The sequence below is a fragment of the Chryseobacterium sp. CS2K3 genome (assembly GCF_059515185.1).
On the sequence record NZ_JCAKRW010000006.1, the window covers coordinates 131,809 to 143,937 of the forward strand.

The 12,129-nt window shown below is 35.7% G+C and carries 13 protein-coding genes; 6 read left to right on the top strand and 7 right to left on the bottom strand.

Annotated features, from left to right (window positions below; genetic code table 11):
- Window positions 1-4: 4 nt before the first annotated feature.
- Both AC5YGG_RS12150 and ku read right to left on the bottom strand, forming a co-directional pair.
- Complete coding sequence (locus AC5YGG_RS12150; protein WP_496144749.1) at window positions 5-610, bottom strand: DNA polymerase ligase N-terminal domain-containing protein; 606 nt, start codon at window positions 608-610, stop codon at window positions 5-7.
- Complete coding sequence (gene ku / locus AC5YGG_RS12155) at window positions 610-1,395, bottom strand: non-homologous end joining protein Ku (protein WP_496144750.1); 786 nt, start codon at window positions 1,393-1,395, stop codon at window positions 610-612. Before ku ends, AC5YGG_RS12150 begins: the two co-directional genes overlap by 1 nt.
- Window positions 1,396-1,537: 142 nt before the next feature.
- Here ku and AC5YGG_RS12160 point away from each other — a divergent pair, with 142 nt between their 5' ends.
- Together AC5YGG_RS12160 and AC5YGG_RS12165 are read left to right on the top strand one after the other, a co-directional pair.
- The gene (locus tag AC5YGG_RS12160; protein ID WP_496144751.1) at window positions 1,538-2,110 is read left to right on the top strand and encodes a Crp/Fnr family transcriptional regulator; all 573 of its coding nucleotides are present in this window, start codon (window positions 1,538-1,540) and stop codon (window positions 2,108-2,110) included.
- 238 nt (window positions 2,111-2,348) lie between these two features.
- On the top strand, window positions 2,349-3,617 hold the full coding sequence (locus AC5YGG_RS12165) for an adenylosuccinate synthase (RefSeq protein ID WP_496144752.1): 1,269 nt from the start codon (window positions 2,349-2,351) through the stop codon (window positions 3,615-3,617).
- Between the two features lie 12 nt (window positions 3,618-3,629).
- On the opposite strand, the gene AC5YGG_RS12170 is transcribed toward AC5YGG_RS12165, so the two are convergent.
- The 3 genes from AC5YGG_RS12170 to AC5YGG_RS12180 form a co-directional block, all read right to left on the bottom strand.
- Window positions 3,630-4,166: a hypothetical protein gene (locus tag AC5YGG_RS12170; RefSeq protein WP_496144753.1), complete on the bottom strand. Its 537-nt coding sequence runs from the start codon at window positions 4,164-4,166 to the stop codon at window positions 3,630-3,632.
- Between the two features lie 35 nt (window positions 4,167-4,201).
- Window positions 4,202-5,956, bottom strand: coding sequence for an aspartate--tRNA ligase (aspS, locus tag AC5YGG_RS12175; RefSeq protein WP_496144754.1), 1,755 nt, complete (start codon window positions 5,954-5,956; stop codon window positions 4,202-4,204).
- 137 nt (window positions 5,957-6,093) lie between these two features.
- Window positions 6,094-6,453 (bottom strand): ankyrin repeat domain-containing protein, encoded by a 360-nt coding sequence (locus AC5YGG_RS12180; protein ID WP_065395293.1) that lies wholly within the window; start codon window positions 6,451-6,453, stop codon window positions 6,094-6,096.
- 268 nt (window positions 6,454-6,721) lie between these two features.
- Between AC5YGG_RS12180 and AC5YGG_RS12185 the strand changes: the two genes are divergently transcribed.
- Window positions 6,722-8,116 carry an MATE family efflux transporter gene (locus AC5YGG_RS12185; protein ID WP_496144755.1) on the top strand — a complete coding sequence of 465 codons (1,395 nt, stop codon included), beginning with the start codon at window positions 6,722-6,724 and terminating at the stop codon, window positions 8,114-8,116.
- Between the two features lie 146 nt (window positions 8,117-8,262).
- Window positions 8,263-8,382, top strand: coding sequence for a 30S ribosomal protein THX (locus AC5YGG_RS12190; RefSeq protein ID WP_496144756.1), 120 nt, complete (start codon window positions 8,263-8,265; stop codon window positions 8,380-8,382).
- Between the two features lie 61 nt (window positions 8,383-8,443).
- Here the strand turns inward: AC5YGG_RS12190 and AC5YGG_RS12195 are convergent, their stop codons facing one another.
- Together AC5YGG_RS12195 and AC5YGG_RS12200 are read right to left on the bottom strand one after the other, a co-directional pair.
- A complete protein-coding gene (locus AC5YGG_RS12195; RefSeq protein ID WP_496144757.1) occupies window positions 8,444-9,100 on the bottom strand; it encodes a DUF937 domain-containing protein in 657 nt (218 codons plus the stop codon).
- Window positions 9,101-9,216: 116 nt separating this feature from the next.
- Entirely contained in the window at window positions 9,217-9,726 is a 510-nt protein-coding gene (locus tag AC5YGG_RS12200; protein ID WP_496144758.1) for a DUF2480 family protein, read from the bottom strand.
- A gap of 141 nt (window positions 9,727-9,867) precedes the next feature.
- Between AC5YGG_RS12200 and lpxB the strand changes: the two genes are divergently transcribed.
- Window positions 9,868-10,971: a lipid-A-disaccharide synthase gene (gene lpxB, locus AC5YGG_RS12205; protein ID WP_496144759.1), complete on the top strand. Its 1,104-nt coding sequence runs from the start codon at window positions 9,868-9,870 to the stop codon at window positions 10,969-10,971.
- A gap of 35 nt (window positions 10,972-11,006) precedes the next feature.
- Entirely contained in the window at window positions 11,007-12,089 is a 1,083-nt protein-coding gene (locus AC5YGG_RS12210; protein ID WP_496144760.1) for a glycoside hydrolase family 99 protein, read from the top strand.
- The last annotated feature ends 40 nt before the right edge of the window (window positions 12,090-12,129 follow it).

A 12,129-nucleotide genomic window follows, 5' to 3' on the forward strand; every position in this document is an offset into this window, starting at 1 on the left:
GAAGTTATAATTTCTTTTTTTTGCTTGTTTTTAGGCTTTTTTTTTCCTCTAAGAATTTTGTGACAAGTGATTTTGGCGATGTATTCTCCTCTGCATCATAAGGGCTTTCTGCAAATTCATCTTTATGTTTGATAAGTAACCAGGCATTATCTTCAGAATTTTTCATTTTTACCAAAGCAAATTCTCCTTTCAGTTTTTTACCATGAAGAACAAATTTTATAGAGCCTGAATGTAATTCTTTAAGCAGCTCTTTTTCATCAGAAATTTTGCTGTTTTGTTCCAGAGGTTCATAAGTTCCGCTGTCCCAGACCTCCACCTGCCCGGCTCCGTAATTTCCCTCGGGGATATTTCCTTCAAAATCTTTATAATCATAAGGATGGTCTTCTACCATCATGGCAAGACGCTTATCTTGTGGATCTAATGAAGGACCTTTAGGAACTGCCCAACTTTTTAATACTCCTTCCATCTCTAAGCGGAAATCATAATGAAGTCTTGTAGCAGCATGTCTTTGGATAACGAATATCAGTTTACTTTTACTCTTCTTCGTTTTTCCCTTTGGTTCACTCGTTTCGTTGAACTTTCTTTTATTTTGATAATCTTTGAGAGCCATTATGATGCAGATTTTGATTTGGAACTGTTCAGGCTGGCTTTTAACTGAGCCATAAGGTCAATCACTTTACCTTCTTTTACTGCCGGAGCCTTTTTGGTCTTAACATTTTTACCTTTCGCTTTCTGTTTGATGATTTTAAGCAGTTCATCAGAATAGGTATCTTTATACATAGCAGGATCAAATTCCTGAGAAAGCTGTTCTATCAGGTTGATTGCCATTTTAAGCTCTGCAGGCTTGGGTGCTTTATGAGCAGGAATTTTTAAGTCGGAATAATTTCTGATCTCCTGATCAAATCTCAAACGGTTCAATACCAGTACATCATCATTATAAGGACGAATCATACCTATAGCTTGACTTTCCCGAAGTACAAAAGTTCCGATTCCTACCATTTTTGTTTCTTCAAGAGCTTTTAATAAAAGCCGATATGCATTTTCACCATTTTTCTGAGGCTCCAGATAATATGGAGTTTCAAAATAAACACTGTCTACTTCTGCTTCCTTTACAAATTGATCTATGGAAAGTATCTTTGTTTTTTCAGGGCTTGCTGCTTCGTAATCTTCCGGATCCAAAACAATATATTTATCATCCATGAGATACCCTTTAACGATGTTTTCCCATTTGACTTCTTTTCCTGTATTTTCATTCACCCGCTTAAACCGAATATTAGAAAAATCGGATTTATCGAGCATATCAAGGTCCAGTTTACTGGTCTCCGTTGCTGAGTAAATTTTAACAGGAATATTTACTAAACCGAAGCCAATGGCGCCGTTCCAAATTGCTTTCATTGTCTTACGTTTTTAAAAATCAAGCAATTAACATGCCGTTGGAATGCTTTGTGGTACCTGTAATAAGCTTTGTTGTCAAATGGCAATTGTTTTTAGACCACTCTTTTATATCTTTATATTTCCAATCCATGGGCAAAAAATTATGGAAGAACTTTTTCATTATATCAAAAAATTCGGACTGCTAAATAAACAGGATGAGCTTCTTATTGCAGAAGGCATCCGGGAAATTACTGTAAAAAAAGGGCAAACCTTTGTAGAAGCTGGAAAGGTAGGTCAAAGAATTGCTTTTGTAAAAGAAGGAGTGTTCCGGTCTTTATACTATAACAAACAAGGAGATGATTTTACCCGTTACTTTATCTATGAAGGACGCTTTATTGGCGACTTTCAAGGGTTTACTGAGCAATTGCCTGCCCATGAGGACATCGAAGCAATTACTGATGCCGTTTTATTGGTGATTGATCTTGAACATTTCAAAATATTAGAGAAAAAGATAGCCATATGGCCTGTGCTGTTTGCCAGAATTCATGGTTTTGTAGCTGAAAATAAGCTTAAAGTAGCGAGTATTATGCTTAATCAGGATGCGAAATCCCGATACATTCACTTTTTGAATCATTACCCCGGGCTTGCGAACAGAGTCCCTCAGTCTATGCTTGCTTCTTATCTTGGAGTAACTCCTTCATCATTGAGCCGTATCAGAAGAAATATAAATGAGTAATGCCGTACAATAAATTAAGCACAGAAATTGTAAATATTCAATAGGAACGGGCTTTAGCCCGTTTTGTCGTTTAAAAAATAGTCCATCGGCTTTAGCCAAACCTAACATCATAAAACCAATTTAAAACTGAATCTAAATTAATAAACATCTGCATTATACAGTTATACAAACACGTTTTTGTCAAATGGCAATGGTCTTCTTTTAAAACCAACCTAGCTTTGCACCATAAAATAATTATATGGACATCGTATTAGGACTTCAATGGGGAGATGAGGGAAAAGGAAAATTTATTGACCTTATCAGCGAAAATTATGACATTGCAGCCCGTTTTAATGGCGGAGCTAATGCTGGACACAGTATTAAGAGAAATGATAAAAGAATTACCCTTAAAATGATTCCTTCCGGAATATTTATGGAAGGTGTTCAGAATATCATTGGTACAGGAACTGTTCTTGATCCTGTAAGTTTCAAAAAGGAAATTTTAAATCTTAAGGTATTTGATGAATCTATTCAGCCGGAAAAAAATCTGATAATTTCCCAAAAAGCTCATTTTGTATTGCCTACCCATAAACTTTTGGATGTTTACATGGAAGAAAATCCTACTTATACTACGATAGGTACTACAAAGAATGGAATTGCTCAGGCATATTCAAATAAAATTCTAAGACAGAACGTAAGAATTGGAGATATGTATTCTCCGGATTTTAAGGAAAGAGTTGAACATATTTTAGTGAGAGACTATCAATTTCTTGCAGATGGCGGAATGAAATTACCTGACTTTGAAACTATATCCGAAGAATTCTTTGATGCTGTAGAGTTTTTAAAACAGTTCAATTGTACAGAGACCGAACTGTTTTTAAATAATGCCTTGAATGAAGGAAAAACTATATTGGCAGAAGGTTCTCAGGCGGCAATGCTGGATATTGATCACGGAACTTATCCTTATGTAACGTCGTCTTCTACCACGGCTTCAGGTGCTTGTAGCGGATTAGGCATTTCACCGAAAAAAATAGGTGAGATCTTTGGGATTGCAAAAGCCTATTGTACAAGAGTTGGAAATGGAGAATTTCCTACCGAGCTTTTTGATGAATTGGGCGATGAACTGAGAATCAAAGGAAATGAATTTGGTTCCAATACTGGACGCCCAAGAAGAATAGGCTGGCTGGATCTTCCGGCTTTACGATATGCCGTAATGATCAATGGAGTTACTCAATTGGTACTGACGAAAGCAGACGTTTTAAGCGGATTAAAATCGGTAGCTGTCTGCACACATTATGAATTGGAAGACGGAGCTATTGAAATAACTGCAGCGGCACTTCCTGAAAATGCTAAACCTGTACTAAAATGGCTAGACGGTTGGAATGCAGATTTCTCAGTAATTACAGATGCGTCTGAGCTTCCGAAAGAACTAACAGATTTTCTTTCTTTTCTGGAAACAGAACTAGGAGTTCCTGTGGGGTACCTTTCTATTGGACCGGGAAGAGAGGAGATTTTAAAAATGAAATAATCTTCCTTAGAATTATTGTTGATCTGTAGAAAGTGTTTTATTTTTTATATAGTCGAATTTTGAAGTAGTAATGATTCCAATTGTAGTATCATGTGAATATTTGTGAGAGACGATAATGTATTGGTTTTCCTCATAGCAATGTTGAATAACTTCAATAGGAATAACTTCACTATTTTCAAAAGTAATATATCCAGGATAAGATTCACAGTGATCACGTCCGGAATCACCTTCAAAGTTGGTAAAAAGGTCAGCTGCATCTTCCTGAGAGAAGGGAAATCCGTTGATTTCTACTAAAGTAATCTTATTTTCTTTCAACATTTTTATGAAATCATATTTTATAAGCTCTTTGCTCACGATATAACTAGCGATGCTTAATGTAAAACAGAATCCTAGCATGGACTGATATTTTAAAGATTTTTCTTTAACTTCATCTCTTATGCTGGGAGGAGAGTATATTACTTTTTTTAATAGAATCTGTATTATAAAAATTAAAGCACCAAAACCTGAGGCATAAGTAATTAAAGAAAGTATTGGGATTAAAGTTTTCATGTATAAAAAAGCGGGGCAAATACCCCGCTTTAAATTTATGCTTTTAAATTTAATTTTAACTCTAATTCATCGAGCTGTGCATCAGCAATAGACGCCGGAGCATCAATCATTACATCACGTCCTGAATTGTTCTTAGGGAATGCAATATAATCTCTGATTACCTCATTTCCGTCAAGAATAGCTACCAAACGGTCAAATCCGAATGCCAAACCACCATGTGGAGGTGCTCCGTACTTAAACGCGTTCATTAAGAATCCAAACTGAGCCTCTGCCTCTTCTTTTGTGAAACCTAATAAATCAAACATCTTTGATTGAAGATCTTTATCAAAAATTCTGATAGAACCTCCTCCGATTTCATTTCCGTTCAATACCATATCATAAGCGTTAGCTCTTGCTTTACCAGGATCAGTTTCCAATAAGTGAATATCTTCAGTTTTTGGAGACGTGAAAGGGTGGTGCATAGCATGGTATCTCTGAGTATCTTCATCCCATTCCAATAGAGGGAAGTCAACAACCCAAAGTGGTGCAAATTCATTTCCTTTTCTTAATCCTAAACGGTTACCAAGCTCCATTCTTAAAGCAGAAAGCTGAGCTCTTACTTTATTTTCATTTCCGGAAAGGATAAGCATTAAGTCTCCTTCTTTTGCTCCGAATTTCTCAATGATTTTCGTAAGGTCTTCTTCGTTGTAGAATTTGTTAACTGATGAGGTTTTCACTCCGTCATTCTGGAATTTAGCCCAAACCATTCCCGAAGCTCCGATCTGAGGACGTTTAACCCAGTCTACAAGCTCATCAATCTGTTTTCTAGTATAGTCTGCACAACCTTCTACATTAATTCCGACAACTAATTCTGCCTCATCAAATATTTTAAAGTCTTTCCCTTTCACAAGCTCATTAAGTTCCACGAATTCCATTCCGAAACGGATGTCCGGTTTGTCATTTCCATATTTTCTCATTGCATCTGCGAATGTCATTCTTGGGAAATCTCCGAATTCCTGACCTGTAATATCTTTTAAAAGAGTTTTAGTCATTCCTTCAAAAACATTCATTACATCTTCCTGCTCTACAAATGCCATCTCACAGTCGATCTGTGTAAATTCCGGCTGTCTGTCTGCTCTTAAATCCTCATCACGGAAACATTTCACAATCTGGAAATATTTATCCATTCCTCCAACCATTAAAAGCTGTTTGAAAGTTTGTGGAGATTGTGGTAATGCGTAAAACTGTCCCGGGTTCATTCTGCTTGGAACCACAAAGTCTCTTGCCCCTTCCGGTGTAGATTTAATCAAAACAGGAGTTTCCACTTCAATGAAACCTTCATCAGATAAATAGTTTCTTACCTTCTGAGCCATTTTATGACGGAAGATCAATTTATCTTTTACCGGATTTCTTCTGATATCCAGATAACGGTATTTCATTCTTAATTCTTCACCACCATCAGTTTCATCTTCAATTGTGAAAGGGGGAAGTTGAGAATCATTCAGAATAGTTAACTTCTCTACTAAAAGCTCAATCTCTCCTGTAGGAATATTAGGGTTTTTACTTACTCTTTCAATAACTTTTCCGGTAGCCTGAATTACAAATTCACGACCTAGTTTTTTAGCTTCCTCCATCAATTGTGCCGAAGAACGCTCCTGGTCAAATACCAGCTGGGTAATTCCGTAACGATCTCGAAGATCTACCCAAATCATAAATCCTTTATCACGGATAGTCTGTACCCATCCTGATAGTGTAACTTCTTCATTCAGATTCCTTAGAGAAAGCTCTCCGTTTGTGTGTGATCGAAACATAATTATTTGTTTAAAGTTCAATGTTTAAGGTTTTTTTCCGAACCTTGAATTTTTCGTTTGCAAAGATAAGATTTTTGCAGGTTTTATAAATAAAAAAAACTCCCTTTCGGAAGTTTAGATATTGTTTTTAGATCTTTTTAATCTCTGTTGCCACCTCTGGAAAGTAATAAATCTTTCGTCTTTTGATTTTTTCCGCTTTCCGCTATTTCAAAAGGGGTCATGTTCTGACATTTCTTATTCACCTGTGCTTTGTTATCTAAAAGAAACTTTATAATATTATTCTTTCCCGCAGATGCACTAAATCCAAGTGGCGAATATGATGCAGATCCTACAGCGAAACATTTGTTATAATCCCCTGGTGCAAAATGTTTTTTAAATATTGCTACATCATCAGTATGGATAGCTTTCATTTTCTCCTGTGTCATAATTTGAGCAGAAAGCATATTGGCAGATGCTAAAATTCCAAACAGAAAAATTGTAGAGGTTATTTTTTTCATAAGAATTATTTTTTTAGAATATACAAATCTAATTAATTTTTATGATCAATTGGTAAGTTATTGTTAATAATTAGAATTGTAATTTAAGAATTATATAAAAAGTTAATGGAAAATATTAAAATATGGAAGGTCTGAACCGGTATACTGGAAAGGTTATTTCAGAAGTACATCAATTAAAATTACTTTGCTGATTTCTTTTAAAACTTTTCATATGCCAATTTTTAATTGGTTTTGAATCAATACTTTTGTTAAACATAATTGAGAAACCATGATAAAATATATTGACTTCATTAAAAAAGCATTCAGTGGTGAAGAAATTGACTTTACTAAGGTCAATATCAGAAGTGCCGTTCTTCTTTTGGCGATACCAATGATGCTGGAAATGGCTATGGAGTCCGTATTTGCTTTGGTAGATCTATACTTTGTAGGACATTTAAAAGAAAGTGGATTTGCCATTCAGACCGTAGGACTTACAGAATCTGTACTTTCCATTATGTATTCTATCGCAATCGGAATGAGCATGGCAGCTACAGCTCTTGTAGCGCGAAGAATTGGTGAGAAAAATCCTGAACAGGCTTCCAGAAGTGCCGCACAGGTTTTATTAGTATCATTTATTATCACTTTTATTTTTAGTGTATTCGGAGTTGTGTATGCTGAAGAAATTTTAATCCTTATGGGATCAAAGCCTGAAGCCGCAGCCTATGGAAAAGATTTTACAAGAATCATGATGGGGAGCAGCACGATTATTATGCTTTTGTTCCTGATTAACGGAATTTTCAGAGGTGCCGGAAATGCAATGATTGCCATGAAAAGTCTTTGGATCGCTAATATTGCTAACATTATTCTCTGCCCGGTTTTAATCAAAGGGATAGGACCAATTCCGGAAATAGGACTTACAGGAGCTGCATTGGCGACAACGATAGGACGAAGTATTGGTGTTTTATATCAATTGTATCATCTTTTGGTTGCAGATACTTTGATTCGTATTAAACTGTCGTATTTTAAACCTCATTTCGAACTGATAAAATCTATTGTAAAAATTGCTACCCCAGGAATATTTCAGTTTGTCATCGCTTCATGCAGCTGGATTTTTCTTGCGGAATTAGTGGCAACCACAGGAGGTGAAAATGCTTCTGCAGGCTATCAGACAGCATTACGATTAATGATGTTTTTTATGCTTCCGGCTTGGGGGCTGAGTAATGCTGCCTCTACCTTGGTGGGGCAGAATATGGGAGCCAATGAAATGATAAGAGCAGAGCAGTCTGTAATGAAGACAGTGAAATACAATGTGATTTTCATGTTGATTGTGAGCCTGATATTCCTGCTTCTGGGTGATTTCCTGGTAAGTTTCTTTACCCAGGCTACGGAGATCAAGGATTTTGCTAAAAATGCATTACATATTATGAGTGTTGGGTTTATTTTTTATGGAATAGGAATGGTTATGATCAATGCATTCAATGGTGCGGGAGATACTTGGACGCCAACATGGGTAAACCTTTTCGGGTTCTGGTTGTTTCAGATTCCTTTGGCTTATTTTCTTTCAAAATATCTGGAAATGGGACCCAAGGGAGTTTTTATTTCAATTCCGGCAGCAGAGACTTTAATCACAGTAGTTGCTTTTATTCTGTTTAAAAAGGGAAAATGGAAAACAATTAAGGTATAAAGACAGAAAAATTGAGCTTGTTCAATATGAGAATAATAACTTTCATCTGTAATTTTCGAGATATTTTATAAAACTTTAACAGCTTAACTTGTTGTATTTTAAGAGGGTAATCTTTAAATTCGTGGTAACAACAAATATTTATTACTATGGGAAAAGGAGACAAAAAATCAAGAAGAGGTAAGATTAATTCAGGAAGCTATGGAAAAAGAAGACCCAGAAAAGCTTCGAAATCTTTTGCAGCAGTAGAAGAAAAATCTAAAAAGTAAGATCAATAAAAAAGACCAAAGAATTACTCTTCGGTCTTTTTTTTATAAAAAATTAAACTAATTATTTTCCAAAAATATTTCCAAGGATGCTTCCTAATCCGCCTCCTTGCTGTTGTTGGTTTCCACCTCCGCCAAGAACGCTTCCTAATATATCATTTAAAGGATTTCCGCTTGATGCCTGAGATTGTCCGCCACCTAAAACACTTCCTAAAATATCATTAAGAGGATTTGATTGTTGGCTCTGAGCCTGGCTAGATGCATTTCCAAGAATTCCCCCTAAAAGATCTCCTAATCCACCTGCTCCTACATTACTTTGCTGCTTCTGTTGTCCGATATATCCCATTACCACTGGTGCCAGCATCGCAAGAATAGGACCGATTTTATCGATTGAAATTCCTGTATTTTGTGATAGCTGGTTCTCTACAGAACTTTTTTGTCCACCAAAAATATGGTCAAGGATAGATCCGCCTTCAGCTTGTCTTGCTTCAATTTGTGAAGGATCGTTGAGGATACTTCCATTATGATCTTTCTCCAATGCACTGTTCAGGGCTTCTGCTTCTTTTGCATCTTGAGATTTGTTTCTAAGATAAGAAATGATAAGAGGTGTAGCTACTGCCAATAATGCAATGACTTGGTTTCTATTGATTCCAAATTTGTTTTCAGCCTGTTCAGCAACCTGGTTGCTTGTGTTCCCTGTAAGTAGGTCGATTAAGCTCATTGTGTTTGTTCTTGTATTAATTGAATCAAAGTTATCAAAAAATATGCCTGACAAAATATTTCAGGTTCATAATTATTGTTAAAGTTTTTCAGACCTCCTTTTGAATGTATTTGATCTTAATTCTTGATAATAGGAACATTGGAACAAGCTTCTCCAAACATTAGAGATTTTACAAGAGGTTTTAACTGCTCCACCAGTTCAATATATGCATTTTCAGGAATCTCTTTATCCGAACAGCCTTTTACCAAAACTCTTTTTCCTCTCATATCTTCAAAATCATAAGTTTGGATTGCATTGTGCATCAGGATAACCTCCAGGTCTTCACGGTTTCCGAATACAATCTTTTTAGCAACATCGGTAAGCTTTGCTGTCAGTACAAAATAAGCCCAAAGAGGGATAATTGTATCTACAGAATTATAAATATATATATAGGAGTCTTTGTAGTCTTCAACATTGATGGCTTCTACTTTTTCACGGAAATCTTTCTCTTTCAGGATCATTTCCTGGAAAAGAAAATCTTTAAGATCAATACCTTTTCTCTCACCTTTTGGAAGCAGCGTTGTAAGGTCAAAATTTACAAGACCGCTTTCCGCAACTTTATTTCTGATTTCAAATTCTTCTGACATTTTTATCATTATCTTTGAACAAATTTACGAATTAAGATCAATATATATTTTAATTTGTTCTCTATCCTTACCATAGAAACCACCCATGATTCAATAATGATTCAGGTGGCTGTTTAAACAATAATAACGATTTCGGAAGAAATGAAATATTACATTATAGCAGGAGAAGCTTCTGGTGATCTGCACGGAAGTAATTTAATGAAAGCCCTTAAACAAAAAGATCCCAACGCTGAATTTAGATTTTGGGGTGGCGATCTTATGGAAAAACAAGGTGGAACTTTGGTGAAGCATTACCGTGATCTTGCCTTTATGGGATTCCTTGAAGTAGTCATGAATCTGCGAACCATTTTAAACAATATTAAATTTTGCAAAGAAGATATTCTGAACAATAAACCGGATGTTTTAATCTTGGTGGATTATCCTGGATTCAATCTAAGGATTGCCAAGTTTGCGAAAGAACTGGGAATTAAAGTCGTTTACTATATTTCTCCACAGCTTTGGGCTTGGAAAGAAGGAAGAGTAGAGATTATAAAAAAATATGTGGATGAGATGATGGTGATTCTTCCGTTCGAAGAAGATTTCTATAGAAAACATGGAGTGCATTCTCATTTCGTGGGACATCCTTTGCTTGATGCCATATCCGATTTACAGGAAATCAGTAGTGATAAATTTAAGGCTGAAAACGGCTTGAATGAAAAGGAAATTATTGCTCTTTTACCTGGATCAAGAAAACAGGAAGTGGAGAAAATGCTGGAAATTATGCTTTCCGTGCGACCACATTTTAAAGAATATCAATTTGTAATTGCTGGTGCACCAAGTCTTCCCAAGGAATTTTATCAGAAATATGTGGATGATAACGTTCATTTTGTTTCTAATAAAACCTATGATTTATTGAGATGCTCAAAAGCTGCTTTGGTAACATCAGGAACTGCAACTTTGGAAACCGCTTTACTGAATATTCCTGAAGTCGTTTGCTATCGTGGAAGCGCTGTCTCATATGCGATTGCCAAGAGGCTGGTGAAAAATATCAATTACATTTCCCTGGTGAATTTAATTATGGATAGAGAAGTGGTAAAAGAACTGATTCAGAGCGATCTGAATACTAAAAACCTTGTGCAAGAGCTTAATGATATTCTTGGAGGCGCAAAAAGAGAACGGGTCTTGAGTGATTATAGCCTTTTAAGAGAAAAACTTGGTGGAAAAGGAGCAAGTGATAATGCTGCTGAGGTAATTTTAAAAGTCTGAAAAAGATTTCCTGAAATTTTAATTCCTGCATTGAAATGAAACATTTAAAGAACTTTCTGTTACTGCTTACATGCCTGTTTTTCTCAAAAACTTTTGCTCAGAAAGAAAGAGATAAAGTTCAGATATTTTATTACGGGTGGTATGGAAACGAACAGACGGACGGTGGTCTGCAACATTGGAACCATGAAATAATCCCACACTGGAACAATCCAAAATGGAATAATCTTGGACACTATAAAGGAGGTAATGATATTGGTGCTAATTTTTATCCGGCATTAGGAAATTATAGTTCCAATGATAAAAAGATCATAGAGAAACACATGCAGATGATGAAAAATTCTGGAGTGGGTGTTGTGGTTATAAGCTGGCTGGGAAAAGATTCCTTTACAGATAAAAGTGTGGTTAAGTACCTTGATGCTGCACAGCGTTTTGGTTTGAAAATAGCCTTTCACATAGAACCTTTCTATAAAACGATTATTGAGCTTAGAGATCAGCTTTCTTATCTTGTTAAAACATATTCTCAGCATCCGGCATTTTACAAAAAAGACGGAAAGCCTATGTATTATGTATATGACAGTTATAAAATCGCTCCCGAAGAATGGTCAAAACTACTTTCTGAAAATGGTGAAAAAACAGTACGTAATACGGAGCTGGATGCATTGTATATCGGATTATGGGTAGAAAAAAATGATTCAGCTTTTTTTGATACGTCCGGATTTGATGGTTTCTACACTTATTTTGCCAGTGAAGGGTTTGTGTTTGGGAGCACAACATCTAATTGGAAAACTATGGCTGAATATGCAGAAAATCATCATCTCATTTTTATTCCTTGTGTAGGTCCGGGATATTCGGATACGAGAATCAGACCATGGAATGAGGCAAATTTTAAAAGCAGGGAAAATGGTAAATATTATGAAAAAATGTTTGATGCTGCTATTCAGGTTAATCCCGAATTTATAGGAATTACTTCATTTAACGAATGGCATGAAGGAACTCAGATAGAACCTGCAATTCCCAAAAAGATAGACCATTTCATCTACGAAGATTATGGTAAAGATCCATGGATGTATATCAAAGAAACCAAGCGTTTAACGGATAAATTTCTGAATGTAAAGTAAAACTATTTCGTTTAAATTTAATTTCATAGCAAAAAAATAA